Source organism: Geodermatophilus sp. SYSU D00691, assembly GCF_054050275.1.
In genome coordinates, this window is the sequence record NZ_JBJGYZ010000001.1 from 180,530 (window position 1) to 195,278 (window position 14,749).

The following is a 14,749-nucleotide window of genomic DNA, read 5'->3' on the forward strand; positions in this document are numbered from 1 at the left end:
GTGACCCCAGACTACCTGCCCGGCGTGACCAGCCCGCTCTCGTAGGCGAAGGCGACGGCCTGCACGCGGTCCCGCAGCCCGAGCTTGAGCAGTACCCGGCTCACGTGCGTCTTGACCGTCGCCTCGCCCAGGTACAGCCGCGCGGCGATCTCGGCGTTGGAGAGCCCGGCCGCGACCAGCGCCAGCACGTCGGTCTCGCGCTCGGTCAGCTCGCCCAGCCGGCCGGCCGCGCCGGGGTCGGGCGCGGGGGCGGCGGCGAACGACTCGATCACCCGCAGGGTCACGGCCGGGTCGAGCAGGCCCTGGCCGGCGGCGACCGTGCGCACCGCGGCGACGAGGTCCTCGGGCGGGGCCACCTTGAGCAGGAAGCCGCTCACCCCGGCGCGCAGGGCCGCCGCGACGTACTCGTCCTCGTCGAACGTGGTCAGGACGACGACCCGCGTCGGGAGCCCGCCGGCGATGATCCGCCGCGCCGCCTCCAGCCCGTCCATCCCGGGCATGCGGACGTCGAGCAGGACGACGTCGGGCCGCTGCTCGGTGACCACCCGGACCCCGGCCGCGCCGTCGGCGGCCTCGCCGACGACCTCGATGTCGGGTTCGGCGGCCAGCACCATGCGCAGGCCGGTGCGCACCATCGCCTGGTCGTCGACCAGCACGACGCGGATCGTCACGCGCCCACCTCCGCCGGGGCCGGCCGCTCGGCCACGTGGATCGGGAAGACGGCGCGCACGCGGTAGCCGCCGCGGACCGGCCCCACCTCCAGCCGGCCGCCGACCACCGAGACCCGCTCGCGCATGTGCAGCTGGCCGTGGCCGCCGGCGCCCGGCACGGACGGGGGCGTGGGGACGCGGGCCCGGCCGTCGTCGGTGACGGTGACGGTGACCCGGTCGGCCGCGTAGCCGACCTCGACCGTGGTGGCCGCGGCGCCGGCGTGCCGGACGACGTTGGACAGCGCCTCCTGCACCACCCGGACGGCGGAGACGTCGACCAGCTGGGGCAGCTCCACCGGCTCCCCGGTGACCACCAGCTCGATCGGCATGCCGCCGGTGCGCAGCTCGTCCAGGACGGCGTCGAGGCGGGACAGCGACGGCAGCGGGGCCGGTTCGCCGTCCGGCTGCTCCCGCAGGATGCCCACGACCCGGCGCATCTCGTCGACCGAGTCGCGGCCGAGCCGTTCGAGCCCGCGGAGCACCTCCTGCGCCTCCGGGTGGTCGGGCAGCAGCCGTCGCAGCCCGCCCATCTGCAGCACCATGACGCTCACCGCGTGGGCCACCGAGTCGTGCACCTCGCGGGCGATCCGGGCCCGCTCGGCGGTGGTCGCGGCCGCGGCGACCGTCTCCTGCTGCTCGGCCAGGCGGGCGGCGAGCACCTGCAGCTCCCGCGAGCGCTCCCGGGACTGCCGCACCAGCAGGCCCACGCCGTACGCGGTGCCGGTGACCAGGAAGAAGAAGACGCCCTCCCACGTGGACGACGAGAGCGCGATCCCCGCGACGACCACCACCAGGCTGGCGACGCCGGCCGCCCGGATGCCGCGCGCGTACGGCAGCACGGCGGCGGCGTGACCGACCAGCAGGGCCATGCCGACCAGCTGGGCGCCCCCCGGTCCGGGGGTGCCCAGCGCGGCGTTGCCGAGGACGCTCAGCGCGCCGAGCACCGCCGCCGTCCCGGGCCAGCGCGGGCTGACCGCCAGCAGCGCGCCCACGACGACGCCGGGCAGGGCGGTGACCAGCGGGAAGTGGAAGTTCTGGTCGGTCGCGATCTCCACCAGCGAGAGCAGCGCCACCAGGAGGCCGACCGCCGGCCAGAGCAGGCGCACGCGGCCGCGGGCTGCGGAGATCCACCGGGGCATGACGAGCACGCTAGGTGGCGCCGGCAGCGGCGGGCATCCCCCGCGCGGCGGACGTCGCGGGTGTCGCGTTCCGCCGCGCGACGGATGCGGATCGGTCCGTTCCGGCGGACGCGGCGCACCCCCGGCCGTCCCTAGCGTTCCCAGCCATGACGACCAACGCGATCACCCCCGACGTGGCGACGACCGCCACGACCACCCGCCCCACCCGCAGCGCCGGCTCGCTGATGCTGCCCATCGCCGGCGGCGCCCTGATCGTCGGCTCGCTGCTGTACGTGGCCGGCCTGGCGACCTCGCCGCCCGCGGACTCGCTCGAGAACGCCGAGTACATCGCCTCGCTCGCCCGCGACGAGGGCCGGACGGCGCTCTCGGCGATGCTGCTGCACTACGGCAACATGTTCCAGGGCCTGGCCTGGCTGGCCGCGCCCGCGCTGGTCCGCGGCCGCGAGGGCCGCATCGGCACCGTGGTCGGCGCGCTGCTGTCGGCCCTCGGTCTGGTGACCGTCGCCGGGTACGTGCTCTACGACTTCTGGACCGGTGGCATCGGCCGCGAGCTCGACCCCGACACGGCGCTGTCGCTGTTCGAGACCGTGTCCAGCTCGCCCGCCCTGGCGGTCGTCGGCACGGTGCACCTGCTCGGCATCGTCGGCCCGCTGGTGGTCTACGGCGGTCTGGCCCGGGCCGGCGTCACGAGCTGGTGGCTGTTCGCCCCCGCGGTGGTCAGCATCGGCCTGTCGATCGCGCTGAGCTTCACGCCGCTGCTCTACGCGGGCTTCGCCCTGGTCGGCGCCGTCCCCGCGGTCCTGATCGGCCTGCGGATGGTCCAGCGCGACCGCGCCGAGGCCGCCGTCACCGCCTGACGGGCAGCACTTCCCCTGACGACGCTGGTGGAGGCCCGCCGTCAGCCCTCGGCCAGCTCGGCGGCGGCCAGCCAGTCGGTCTCGACCTGCTCCTTCTCGGCCTGCAGCGCCCGCAGCCGGGCATCGAGCTCCAGCACCTTGGCGTGGTCGGTCGCGGCGGCGACCAGCTCGCCGTGCAGCTTCTCCTCGTCGGCGGTCAGCCGCTCCAGCCGGCGTTCCAGCCGGGCGGCCTCCTTGCGGGCGGTGCGCACCTCGGCCGCGGACGGACCGGCGGGCGCGGCCACCGCAGCGGGCGCCGACCCGGGCCCGGCGCCGCCGGCCGGGCGCAGCTGCGCCTCCCCCGCCGCGCGGCGGGCGAGGTACTCCTCCACCCCGCCGGGCAGCGCGGCCAGCGACCCGTCGCCGAGCAGCGCGACCACCGAGTCGCAGACCCGGTCGACGAAGTAGCGGTCGTGGCTGACCACGAGCACCGTGCCGGGGAAGGAGTCGAGCAGGTCCTCCAGCGCGGTCAGGGTGTCGATGTCGAGGTCGTTGGTGGGCTCGTCGAGGACCAGCACGTTCGGCTCGCCCATGAGGAGCCGCAGCAGCTGCAGCCGGCGCCGCTCGCCGCCGGAGAGGTCGCCGACCGGCGTCCACTGCCGCGCCGCGACGAAGCCGAACCGCTCGGCCAGCGACGACGCCGAGATCTCCTGGTTGCCGAACCGGGCGATGCGCGCGATCTCCTGCACCGCCTCCAGCACCCGCAGCCGCCCGGGCAGCTCGGTGACGTGCTGGGACAGGTACGCCGGCACGACCGTCTGCCCGCGCACCACCCGGCCCGCGTCGGCCTCGAGCTCGCCGACCAGCAGCCGCAGCAGCGTCGTCTTGCCCGCGCCGTTGACGCCGACGACGCCGATCCGGTCGCCCGGGCCGACGTGCCAGGTGACGTCGCGGAAGAGCTCCCGGCCCTCGACCGAGTACGACACGTCCTCGACGTCGTAGACGGTCCGCCCCAGCCGGCGGGCGGCGAACCCCTTGAGCGCCATCGACTCGCGGGGCGGCGGTTCGTCGGCGATCAGCGCCTCGGCCGCCTCGATCCGGAAGCGCGGCTTGCTGGTGCGCGCCGGCGGGCCGCGGCGCAGCCAGGCCAGCTCCTTGCGCACCAGGTTGAGCCGGCGTTCCTCGGTCGCCGCCGCGATCCGCGCCCGCTCGGCGCGGGCCAGCGTGTAGGCCGAGTAGCCGCCCTCGTAGGCGAAGACCTGGCCCTCGGCGACCTCCCACGTGGTCGAGCAGACCTCGTCGAGGAACCACCGGTCGTGGGTGACGACGACGAGCGCGCCGACCCGGTTCTTCACGAAGTCGGCCAGCCACGCCACCCCCTCGACGTCGAGGTGGTTGGTCGGCTCGTCGAGCACCAGCAGGTCCAGCGGCCGGATCAGCTGCGCGGCCAGCGCGACCCGGCGGCGCTCGCCCCCGGACATCGGGGCGACCGGCGCGTCGAGGCCGAGCCGGTCGAGCTCCAGGCCGGTGAGCACGCTGCGCACCGCCGGGTCGGCGGCCCACTCGTGCTCGGCCGCGAACACGCTGGTCGGCAGGACGACGTCGCGCACCGTCGTCCCCGGCGGCAGGGTGCCCGACTGGTCCAGGACACCCAGCTGCAGGTCGCCGCGGCGGGTGACCCGGCCGGAGTCGGGGTCCTCCGCGCCGGTCAGGACGCCGAGCAGCGTGGACTTGCCGCTGCCGTTGCGGCCGACGACGCCGATCCGCTCGCCGGCGGCGACGCCGAGCGAGACGTCGTCCAGCAGCACCGTCGTGCCGTGCGCCTTGGAGACCCGCTCCAGCGCGAGGAGGTTCAGCGGTGCGCTCATGAGGGACCCAGTATCGCCGTCCCCTAGTCACGCCCAAGAAGGGCCCAAGTGATCTCGGTGAACCTTCGTCCCGAGCGGCCCACCCGGGCCGGCACCAGCGCGAACGGGAGGCAGGACACCATGAGTGCGGCGGCAGCACGGGAACCCCACGGTGACGGGCTGCGGGAGCAGCGCCCCCGCGTCCGCTCGGCGGGCGGGGCGGCGCGCCGTCCGTCGCGGCCGCCGGCCGCCACCTCCTCCACGGTGTGGGTGGGCCGGATGACCCACCGGCTGGTCGGGGCCCCGCCGGAGCACTCCCTGGTCCTGGTCAACTCCGACCGGTTCGCCCACGGCACGCCGGTCGACCTCACCGGCGCCCGCGGTCGCATGCCGTCCGGCTGGCTGGCCGACGTCCGCTACCGGGCGCAGGACGGGCACGTCCTGCGGATCGACGTCTCCGAGTCGGTGGCCCGTCCCGAGCCGCCGCTGTGGTTCGCCGAGATCGGCCACGCGACCAGCGGGGTGCCCACGTTCTCCCTCGTCGCCTTCGCCGGCACCGCCTACCCCGCCGGCTCGCTGGTCGGCCCGCACGACGTGGCCCGCCGGGGGCTGCGGATGGCCGACCGGGTCGGCGAGATCCGCTGGTGGTGCCGCTCCGGCGTCGTCGAGGACGTCACCGTCGAGCCGGTGTTCCGCCGGCAGGGCATCGCCCGGGTGCTGGTCACCGCGGCCGAGGCGCTGCGCCTGGTCCGGGGCTGGGCGCCGCTGGTCGCCGACGGCCGGCTCACCGACGCGGGCGCCACCTGGCTCGACGGCGCCCCCCTGTACTGGCGGGGCCGGCTCACCGAGCGCACCGCCCACCTGCCCTCGGGCGACGAGCCCGAGGGACCGACCGGGGTCGCTCGCCTCCTCCGCTGAAGGGCCCTCCTGCAGGGCCGCTAGGCCAGGCGGGTGACCTCGACGGTGACCTCGTGCCCCTCGCTCCTCGGCCCCGAGAACAGCCCCTTGAACGGCGGGACGTCGCCGTAGTCCCGGCCGCGGCCGAGGGTCACGTGCCGCGGCCCGATCTCGACGGCGTTGGTGGGGTCGAAGCCGGTCCAGCCGCCGTCCCACCACTCCACCCAGGCGTGGCTCTCCCCGGTGACCGGGGCGCCGATCGCGGCCTCCGGCTTCGGGTGCAGGTACCCGGAGACGTAGCGGGCCGGGAGCCCGAGCGCCCGCAGCAGCCCGACGGTGACGTGCGAGATGTCCTGGCAGACGCCCTTGCCGGTGGTCCACGCCTGCATGGCGTTGGTCTTCACGTTGGTGGCGCCGGACAGGTAGTCCATGTGGTCGCGCACGAAGCGGCAGACCACCGCGCCGGCCTCGTGCGGCTCGGCCGCGCCGACCGCCGCCCGCACCCGCTCCACCACCGCGTCGTCCATCGCGGTCAGCCGGGTGGGTCCGAGCAGCTCGCCGAAGCGGTCGCGGACGTCGCGGCCGGCCAGCTCGGTCCAGCCGAGGGAGCGGTGCAGCGCCGGCTCCGGCCCGGCCTCGACGATCGAGGTGCCGGTGACCACCAGCTCCGCGTGCGGCACGTGCAGGTCGAACGCGGTGACCGTCGAGCCCCAGTAGTCGCGGTAGGCGTACGCGCTCGCGGCCGGCTCGATCTCCACCCGGGAGCGCAGCACCGTCTGCCGCCCGCTGTTCTCCGGGGTCAGCCGGGCCTCGTTGTACGACGACCGGACGGGCCCGCTGTAGAGGAACGTCGTCCGGTGCACGACCTGCAGCCGCCACCGCGGCGCGGACAGCCGCGGCCCCTGCACCTGCGTCTGGGCGCCCTGGGTCTGCGTCTGGCTCACCCGACCTCCTCCGGCACCCACACCTGCGGCGCCTGCTCGGTGAAGAAGCGGTGGGTCACCGCCGCGCTCGCCGCCGAGCAGGTGCGCTGCAGCTCCTCCAGCCGCTGCGGCAGCTGGCCGAGCAGCTGGTCGGGGGCCATGAACTCCAGCATCGTCCGCGCCCGCCCGACGATGCGGTGGGCCTCTCCGGCCACGCCCACCCGGGTGGCCGTGCTGCCGACGGAGCGCACCGGCGCCCGCTCCAGCTCGGCCAGGCACGCCTCGGCCTGCTCCAGCGCGGCGAACACCGAGCGCGGGAACAGCCGGTCGAGCAGCAGGAACTCCGCCGCCCGGCCCGAGTTGACCTGGCCGCGGTAGGTGCGCAGGTAGGGCTCGTAGGCGCCGGTCGAGCGCAGCACGAGGGTCCAGGACGGCGCCGCGTCCCCGGCCAGCACCCGGGTGGAGAGCATCCGCGCGGTCATGTCCACCCGCTCCAGCGAGCGGCCGAGGATGAGGAACAGCCAGCTCTCGTCGCGGCTCATCGTCGCGTCGGCCAGGCCGAACACCATGGCCGAGCGCTCGCGGACGAACCGGAACAGCGAGTGCGGCCCGTACCGGCGGGCCATCGTGCGCTGCTGCGGCAGGGCGTTGTGGGTGACGTTGAGCGACTCCCAGATCTCGGCCGAGAGCACCTCGCGGGCGCCGCGGGCGTTCTCCCGCGCCGCCGACAGCGCCCCGACGATCGAGGCCGGGCTGCTGCGGTCGAAGGCCAGGGTGTCGAGCACCAGCTCGGTGTCGGCCTCCCCGCCCTGCACGGGGTGGCCCATGAGCGCGAGCAGGTTGGCGCAGGCGCGGCGCTCGTCGATCCACGGGTCCTCGACCAGCCGCTGGGTGTGCACGTCGAGGATGCGGGCGGTGTCGTCGGCCCGCTCTATGTAGCGGCCGATCCAGAACAGCGACTCGGCGATCCGGCTCAGCATCCCGGCCGCACCCCCTCCTGCTGCTGCTGCTGCGACTGGCCGACGGCGAGGTCGTTGAGCGGACCCGGGTCCTGGCCGGGGGCGTCGCCGGAGAGGTCGGCGGTGCTGAACTCGATCGTCGTGTGGTCCGGTTGCTCCGGCTCCGACGCCGGCCGCGGCGGGCTGATCACCCACGTGTCCTTGGAGCCGCCGCCCTGGCTGGAGTTCACCACCAGCTCGCCCTCGGGCAGCGCCACCCGGGTCAGACCGCCCGGCAGCACCCACACCTTCGAGCCGTCGTTCACCGCGAACGGCCGCAGGTCGACGTGCCGCGGCGCGATCCGCCCGCCCACCAGCGTCGGGCAGGTCGACAGCCCGATCGGCTTCTGCGCGATCCAGTCCCGCGGCCTGGCCCGCACCTTGACGGCCAGCTCGGCGAGGGTGCGCTCGTCGGCCCGCGGGCCGATCACGATGCCCTTGCCGCCCGAGCCGTCGACCGGCTTGAGCACCAGCTGGTCCAGCGACCCGACCACCCACTCGACGGTGTCCTCGTCGTCGAGGCGGTGGGTCTCGGCGTTCTGCAGCACCGGCTCCTCGCCCAGGTAGTACCGCACGAGGTCGGGCACCCAGGTGTAGAGCAGCTTGTCGTCGGCGACGCCGTTGCCGACCGCGTTGGCGATGGTCACCCGCCCGGCGCGGGCGGCGTTGAGGACGCCGGCGCAGCCGATCACCGAGTCGGGCCGGAAGTGCACCGGGTCGAGGAACTCGTCGTCGATGCGCCGGTAGATGACGTCGACGCGGCGCTGCCCGTCCGTCGTCCGCATGCTCACCTGGTTGCCGGCGCAGACGAGGTCGCGGCCCTCGACCAGCTCGACGCCCATCTGGCGGGCGAGCAGCGCGTGCTCGAAGTAGGCCGAGTTGTAGACGCCCGGGGTGAGGACGACGACGGTCGGGTCGCTCACGTTGGACGGCGCCGACGCCTTGAGCGCGGCGAGCAGCCGGGTCGGGTAGTCGTCGACGGGCTGCACGCGGTGGTCGGCGAACAGCTCGGGCAGCACCTGGCTCATCGCCGAGCGGTTGGTGATGACGTAGCTGACGCCCGACGGCGAGCGCAGGTTGTCCTCGAGCACCCGGAAGTCCCCGGCCTCGTCGCGCACCAGGTCGATGCCGGCGACGTGCACCCGCACCCCGTTGGGCGGCACGAGGCCGTGCGCCTGGCGGTGGAAGTGCGCGCTGGTGGTGACGACGCTGCGCGGCACCACCCGGTCGGCGAACACCTCCCCGGCGCCGTAGACGTCGGCGAGGAAGGCCTCCAGCGCGAGCACCCGCTGGGCGACGCCGCGCTCGATGACGTCCCACTCCTCGTGGCCGATCACCCGCGGCACGATGTCGAGCGGGAACGGCTGCTCCTCGCCGGCGTGCGCGAAGGTGACCCCGGCGTCCCGGTAGGTCTGCGACAGCAGGTCGGCCCGGGCGGCCAGCTCCTCGCCGGCCATGGGCTGGAGGGCGGTGAACAGGCCCGCGTACGCCGACCGGGGATGGAGGGGACGGCCGAACATCTCGTCCCACTGCTGCCCCAGGGGGTAGCCGTCGAAGAGGTCCGCCATGGATCGCAACCTAGTTCCGCCGTGTGTCCTGCGCGTTTCGACGGCGGAACACGCGCCCCGGGTGCACCCCCGTCCGCCTGACGTCACCGATCCGCGGCCGACCTCACCGGCCGCTCCAGGCGGGGGCGTGGGTGGCGGCGCCCTGTGCGAGGCCGAGCTGGCGCAAACCGTCCCCGGAGGCGTCCATGAGCCAGATCTGGCCGTCGGGGTACTCGCCGTCCCGGTTGCTCTTGAACGCGATCCGCGTCCCGTCCGGGGACCAGGTCGGGTCCATGTCCGTCCCCGCCCGGGAGGTGAGCACGGCGGCCTCGGAGCCGTCGGCGGCCATCACCACGATCTGGCTGGTCCCGTCCGCGTTCCGGTGGCGATAGGCGATCTGCGACCCGTCCGGCGAGAACACGGAGTCGGCGTTCCCGTTGTCGTCGGTCAGCCGCTCGCCGGCGCCGGAGCCGTCCGCGGAAACCGCGTACAGGAACCCGTCGTCGGTGGACTCTCCGGCGTCCGTGCCCCAGTACACGAGCCGCGACCCGTCGGGGGAGAATGTGAGGTCGTCAAGGCGGTCGGCGCTCGCATCGAGGACCCGCACGGTGGTCCCGTCCAGGCGTACGATCCGCAGCTGGTCGCGGTCCCCCACCCGGCACTTGACCGCCAGCTGGGTCGGGTCGGCCGGGTTCCAAGCCGGGCGCTGCAGGAACGGGCAGTTCGAGATCGGCAACGAACGGTCGCCGGTGCCGTCGGAGGCCATCACTCGGACCTCGTACTGCGCGTCGAGGGCGGGCCTGCGGATGTACACGATCGTCGACCGGTCGGGGGAGATGAGCGGCCCCTCGTCGATCTCCGGCGCCCTCGTCAACTGCCGCCAACCGCCGCCGGTGTCCTGCAGGTAGAGATCGATGGCGCCGTCGACGATCCGAGGGACGACGAGCATGTCGTCCGGCAGGGACGCCGCCCGGGGCAGCGCCGGTGGCGACGGCGGGGGTGGGGCCGAGGCGGAGGTGGAGGTGGAGGTCGCGCCGGCGGACGAGTCCCCGTCGTCCCCCGGGGACTGACGGATCTGCACCCACCAGACGATGGCAGCGCCGACCAGGACGGCGAGGGCGGCCGCGGCACCGAGGAGCCGGACCTTCCGCCGCCTGCCGTCCGGCTCGCCGGGGGGTGCCGGCGTCAGGACCGGCCCGGATGGGGGCCCGGTCTCCACCGGTGAGGGGCTGGTCTCGGCGGCGGGCTGCTCCCCGCCGCCGGCGCGGGGCACGGTCTCCGCGGCAGGCGATGGAGGCTCGACGCGTGGCCCGCCGTCCTGCGGAGGTGCTGCCGGGCCGGAGTCAGGGTCTACGACCGGTGGGGGTGGCGGCGTGGGGACGGTCACCGGCGCGGTCACGTCGAAGATCCGGCCGTCAGGGGCGCGCAGGTAGAGGACCGGGGTGGCCCACTCGACCGGGTTCGGCTCGCCTCGGACGGCGTTGCGCGCCTCGGCCATGGCCGCGTCGAGCTGGAAGCCGTCGGCGACGGCCTCGTAGAGGCTGTGCGCGAAGAGGATGGCGGCGCGGTCGGTGATCTCGAACTGCATGGCGACCACTGCGGGGATGCCCTGGTACACCAGGCTCTGCGCGGTGCCGGCGTAGGGATCGGTGCGCCCACCGCGGGCGCCCTCGCAGGAGTTGAGCACCACCAGCCTCAGGCTGCGGTGGTCGGACAGCAGCGCGCCCACGTCGGCTCCGCTCAGCAGCTGCGCTCGCCCGCTGGGCCCCTCCAGCGCGAGCATGCCGTCCTGGACGGCGGGGTCGTAGCGACCGTGGCCGATGAAGTGGAAGACGTGGTGTTCGCCGCGGCGCAGCGCCGCCCGCAGATCCGCCAGCCGGCCCGTGGGCACCCGGTCGACCTGCACCCGGCCGGCCTCCTCCAGATCGTCGAGGGCATCGCGCACGTTGCGCCATTCCGCCTCGACGTCCAGCTGCGCGAAGTCGGTGGGGTTGGCGGCCATGCCCAGGATCCGCAGCGGCGGGCGGACGGTGAGCGGGCGGATCGGCCGGGGCAGCTCCAGATAGCGCACGACGGGCGTCCACTGCGACAGCGCCAGGAATCGGCGGGTCTCGCGGTCGTAGAGGTACTCCCAGGGCAGGTCAGACAGTTCCGGGCTGTCGACCAGCCGCAGCCGCAACCGCAAGCCGGTGTCCTCCTGCCCGGCCACCTGGGCGAGGCTGCCGGCTAAAGCCGCCCTCACCCCGTCGCGGAAGACCGCCTCGAAGAGCCGCCCCCCGAACTCCTTGACCGCGTCGGCCTCCGGTGAGCCCTCTCCGCGGGTCGCGCTGCGGCGCGGCCGGCCGACCTTTAGCAGGAAGTTCTCCAGCTCCAGGGGCGAGAAGGGGATCGTCACCGGAACCGGCCGGGTCTCGCCCACCGGCGAGTGGAGCACCCTCGCCCGGTAGCCACCCTCGTCCGCGGGTTCGATCAGCAGGTCGAAGTCGGCGTAGGTGTGCTCGGACATGACCCGACCTCCGACCGTCCGCCGTGACCGCGGCTAGGACTCGTCCGGCCCGGGTCGACGGTGCCAGCTCATCGACACCTTGAAGTTCCCGGTGGAGCTGGCCCCGGCGACGAACGCCCCGACCTCGGCGCTCAGCTGCACCCCGAACTCCACTTGGATCTGTTCGGGGGCCTGCGCCAGCGATCCGAGCTGGGTGAGCAGGCCCTGCACGGCCGGGCGCACCCGGGCGACCGCCTGCTCGAAGCTCTGCCGCGCCTGCTCCACGACACCACGGTCAGGATCGCCCCAGCCGCGGGTCACCTCACCGCCGGACGCGTAGTCCACCTGGACGACGACGCTGCCGCCGTCCTCCAGTGGGAACTCGACCAGTTGCCGCACCATGGCGCCCCCGGTTCGCTGGACTCAGCGATCCGAAGGTAGGGGCGCACCGTCACCGGGTCGTCACCGCATTCACGGCGGCTGCTCACCGACGGACGGCCATCCCCAGCCAGGGGCGCAGCTCCCCGGCCCCGAGCAGCGCCGCCACCCGGCCCGCCTGCTCCCGCGCCTCCCGCAGCTCGGGCGCGTCGCCGTGCCGTCGGGCCACCTCGTCGTCGACGGCGTCGGCGCGCGCGTCCCACTCCGGCGGGCTGTCGCGCAGGTCCGCCTCGCCGGTCGCGACGACCCGGAAGCCGGCCGCCGCCAGCAGCGACCCAGTCTCCGCGGTCGACGGGAACTCGTTGCCCTCGGGCACCGGGTTGGTGAGCGGGCCGTCGGCGACGAAGACCAGCAGGCCGAGCCGGCCGCCGTCGGCCAGCACCCGGCGCAGCTCGGCGAGCGCGGCCGCCTTGTCTGACAGGGTGCACAGGACGCCGAGGCACCAGGCGGCGTCGAACGCCCCGTCGGCGAACGGCAGCGCCTGGGCGGCCGCGACGACGGCGGGCAGGCCGAACAGCCGACGGGAGGCGGCGACCGCGTCGGCCATCGGCTCGGCGCAGACCGGGCGCACCCCGCGCTCGGCCGCCAGCCAGCCCGCCGGTCCGCCGAGGCCGGCGCCGTCGTCGAGGACCCGGGAGCCCGCCCGCAGCCCGAGGCCGTCGGCCAGCCAGCGCAGCGCGCCCTCGCTGCCGCTGCCGCGGCAGGCGGCGGGGATCGCGTGCTCGGGACCGAGCGCCCGCACCGCCTGCTCGGTCCAGGCCGCGACCGTGCCGAACTCGGCCTCCATCGCGCCGCTCTCGAGCGTCACCCGCGGATCCTCGCCGCCACCTCGGCCTTCACACGGGCACCCTCGTCCTCTCCGCGGGCCGACGCCAGTCCCGAGAGGTTGACGCCGACCACGCCCGGCACCGCCAGCAGCGCCCGAGCCTCCGCCACGGCCGTGGCGATGCCGGCCTCGCGCGGGTCGGGTGCGGCGAGCACCCGCTCGACGACGGCGCCGTCGAGGAGCAGGCCGGGGAAGGCCTGCAGCACCCGGGCCGAGCGCTCGTCGGTGTAGACGGCGACGGCGGCCAGGAAGGGCAGCGTGGCACCGGCCGCGCGCGCGGCGGCGACGAAGGCGGCGACCCGGTCGGGGGTGCCGGCGTGGTTGAGCACGCACAGCGCCGCGCCCGCGCGCTGCTTCTCGGCGACCCGCGCCGGGCGCAGGTCCACCGGCGGTGCCTCGGGCGACTCCGGGACGGCGGCCGAGAGCCCCCGCTCGGCGGCCAGCGCGGCGAGGCGGGTGCCGTCGACGTCGAAGACCTGGGTGGCGCCCGGCCGCACCGACGGGCCGCGGGCGTCGCCGGTCACGCACAGCACGCCGTCCACGCCGAGCGCCGCCAGCCCGGTCAGCTCCTGCTCGAGGACGACCCGGTTGCGGTCGCGGCAGGCCAGCGTCGTCCACGGCCGCCCGCCGGCGTCCATCACCTCGGCGGCCACCATCGACGGCGGGAAGTCGGGGCGGTTGGCGTGCTCCCCCACCAGGACGGCGTCGGCGGCCGGGGTGAGCGCGCCCACCACCCTGCGGACCGACCCGCGGTCGTAGGGCCGCACCGTCAGGTCGGCGAGGACGACGGGGCCGCGCCGCGCGCGCTCGAGCAGCCCACCGGGCCGCGCCGGCGGGACCGGCCGCGGCCCGTCCGCCCAGCGCACGAGCGGGGCGCCGGCGAAGACGCACGGGTGCGCGGCGACCTCGCACGCCCCGTCGTCCCGCACCCCGCCGCACGGACCGAAGACCATGCGCTTGGGGCACCCGGGCCGGCCCCCGTCGTCGTCCACCCGCCGATCCTGCACCGGATCGAGACCGTCCGCCCCGGTGGGAACACACCGGGGCCGCCACGCGCTAGAGTGCCCACTAGTTGAGCTCTCAACTCAAGGAGGCCCGTCATGCCGGCCATCACCGTCGAGGACACCACCACCCTGCCGCGCGTCCCGCTCCCCGCGCCGCGCACGGTCCGCCGCCGGGTCCGCTCGGTGACTACCGCGCCGTCGGGCTTCGAGGGCGAGGGCTTCCCGGTGCGCCGCGCCTTCGCGGGCGTGGACCTCCGCGACCTCGACCCGTTCATCCACATGGACCAGATGGGCGAGGTCGAGTACGCGCCGGGCGAGCCCAAGGGCACGTCCTGGCACCCGCACCGCGGCTTCGAGACCGTCACCTACATCATCGACGGCACCTTCGAGCACGCCGACAGCCACGGCGGGGGCGGCACGATCAGCAACGGCGACACCCAGTGGATGACCGCCGGCGGCGGCGTGCTGCACATCGAGCGCCCGCCGGAGCACCTCGTCGTCAGCGGCGGCCTGTTCCACGGCCTGCAGCTGTGGGTGAACCTGCCGCGGGCGCAGAAGTGGGTGGAGCCGCGCTACCAGGACCTGCGGGCGAACCAGTCGGTGCTGCTCGCCAGCCGGGACGCCGGCGCGTTCCTGCGGGTGATCGCCGGTGACGTCGCCGGGCACACCGGCCCGGGCAGCACCTATACGCCGATGGCGATGGTGCACGCCACGATCGCCCCCGGCGCGACCCTCGACCTGCCCTGGCGGCCGGACTTCAACGCGCTGGTCTACGTGCTCTCCGGCGCCGGCTCGGTCGGCCCCGACATGCAGCCGGTGCGCACCGGGCAGCTCGCCGTCTTCGGGCCGGGGGACACGGTGACCGTCAGCGGGGCGTTGCAGCAGGAGTCGCGCACGCCGTCGCTGGACGTCGTCATCCTGGGCGGGCAACCGATCCGCGAGCCGATCGCCATGTACGGGCCGTTCGTGATGAACACCCGGCAGGAGGTGCTCGACGCCTTCACCGACTTCCAGGCCGGCCGGCTGGGCTCGATCCCGGCGCAGCGGATCCCCCACGGGGGCGTGCGCGGCGAGGCCGGGCAGGAGTAGGAAGCACGCC

Annotated in this window: 13 protein-coding genes; 3 read left to right on the top strand and 10 right to left on the bottom strand. The window is 75.2% G+C overall.

All coding sequences use genetic code 11. From position 1 onward, the window contains the following. Positions 1-11 precede the first annotated feature (11 nt). Positions 12-671, bottom strand: a complete 660-nt coding sequence (locus ACI797_RS00920) for a response regulator (protein WP_456856282.1) — start codon at positions 669-671, stop codon at positions 12-14. Continuing rightward, complete coding sequence (locus ACI797_RS00925) at positions 668-1,849, bottom strand: histidine kinase (RefSeq protein ID WP_456856284.1); 1,182 nt, start codon at positions 1,847-1,849, stop codon at positions 668-670. The genes ACI797_RS00920 and ACI797_RS00925 overlap by 4 nt, the downstream gene beginning before the upstream one ends. Before the next feature lie 146 nt (positions 1,850-1,995). Here ACI797_RS00925 and ACI797_RS00930 point away from each other — a divergent pair, with 146 nt between their 5' ends. After that, positions 1,996-2,706: a hypothetical protein gene (locus ACI797_RS00930; protein WP_456856286.1), complete on the top strand. Its 711-nt coding sequence runs from the start codon at positions 1,996-1,998 to the stop codon at positions 2,704-2,706. 41 nt (positions 2,707-2,747) lie between these two features. Here the strand turns inward: ACI797_RS00930 and ACI797_RS00935 are convergent, their stop codons facing one another. Continuing rightward, entirely contained in the window at positions 2,748-4,553 is a 1,806-nt protein-coding gene (locus ACI797_RS00935; protein ID WP_456856288.1) for an ABC-F family ATP-binding cassette domain-containing protein, read from the bottom strand. Positions 4,554-4,811: 258 nt separating this feature from the next. Between ACI797_RS00935 and ACI797_RS00940 the strand changes: the two genes are divergently transcribed. After that, a complete protein-coding gene (locus ACI797_RS00940; protein ID WP_456856290.1) occupies positions 4,812-5,450 on the top strand; it encodes a hypothetical protein in 639 nt (212 codons plus the stop codon). 20 nt (positions 5,451-5,470) lie between these two features. Here the strand turns inward: ACI797_RS00940 and ACI797_RS00945 are convergent, their stop codons facing one another. From ACI797_RS00945 to ACI797_RS00975, 7 genes are all read right to left on the bottom strand, one after another. Beyond that, positions 5,471-6,373 (bottom strand): transglutaminase family protein, encoded by a 903-nt coding sequence (locus ACI797_RS00945; protein ID WP_456856292.1) that lies wholly within the window; start codon positions 6,371-6,373, stop codon positions 5,471-5,473. Then, on the bottom strand, positions 6,370-7,332 hold the full coding sequence (locus ACI797_RS00950) for an alpha-E domain-containing protein (protein WP_456856295.1): 963 nt from the start codon (positions 7,330-7,332) through the stop codon (positions 6,370-6,372). Before ACI797_RS00950 ends, ACI797_RS00945 begins: the two co-directional genes overlap by 4 nt. Next, positions 7,326-8,918, bottom strand: a complete 1,593-nt coding sequence (locus ACI797_RS00955; protein WP_456856297.1) for a circularly permuted type 2 ATP-grasp protein — start codon at positions 8,916-8,918, stop codon at positions 7,326-7,328. Before ACI797_RS00955 ends, ACI797_RS00950 begins: the two co-directional genes overlap by 7 nt. Before the next feature lie 103 nt (positions 8,919-9,021). Then, positions 9,022-11,403 (bottom strand): CHAT domain-containing protein, encoded by a 2,382-nt coding sequence (locus tag ACI797_RS00960; protein ID WP_456856299.1) that lies wholly within the window; start codon positions 11,401-11,403, stop codon positions 9,022-9,024. A gap of 33 nt (positions 11,404-11,436) precedes the next feature. Further along, on the bottom strand, positions 11,437-11,784 hold the full coding sequence (locus ACI797_RS00965) for a CU044_2847 family protein (RefSeq protein WP_456856301.1): 348 nt from the start codon (positions 11,782-11,784) through the stop codon (positions 11,437-11,439). 82 nt (positions 11,785-11,866) lie between these two features. Further along, the gene (locus ACI797_RS00970; RefSeq protein ID WP_456856303.1) at positions 11,867-12,628 is read right to left on the bottom strand and encodes a class I SAM-dependent methyltransferase; all 762 of its coding nucleotides are present in this window, start codon (positions 12,626-12,628) and stop codon (positions 11,867-11,869) included. Further along, on the bottom strand, positions 12,625-13,638 hold the full coding sequence (locus tag ACI797_RS00975) for a methylenetetrahydrofolate reductase C-terminal domain-containing protein (protein ID WP_456856305.1): 1,014 nt from the start codon (positions 13,636-13,638) through the stop codon (positions 12,625-12,627). Before ACI797_RS00975 ends, ACI797_RS00970 begins: the two co-directional genes overlap by 4 nt. A gap of 108 nt (positions 13,639-13,746) precedes the next feature. On the opposite strand from ACI797_RS00975, the gene ACI797_RS00980 reads away from it, so the two are divergent. Continuing rightward, positions 13,747-14,739, top strand: a complete 993-nt coding sequence (locus ACI797_RS00980) for a pirin family protein (protein WP_456856306.1) — start codon at positions 13,747-13,749, stop codon at positions 14,737-14,739. The last annotated feature ends 10 nt before the right edge of the window (positions 14,740-14,749 follow it).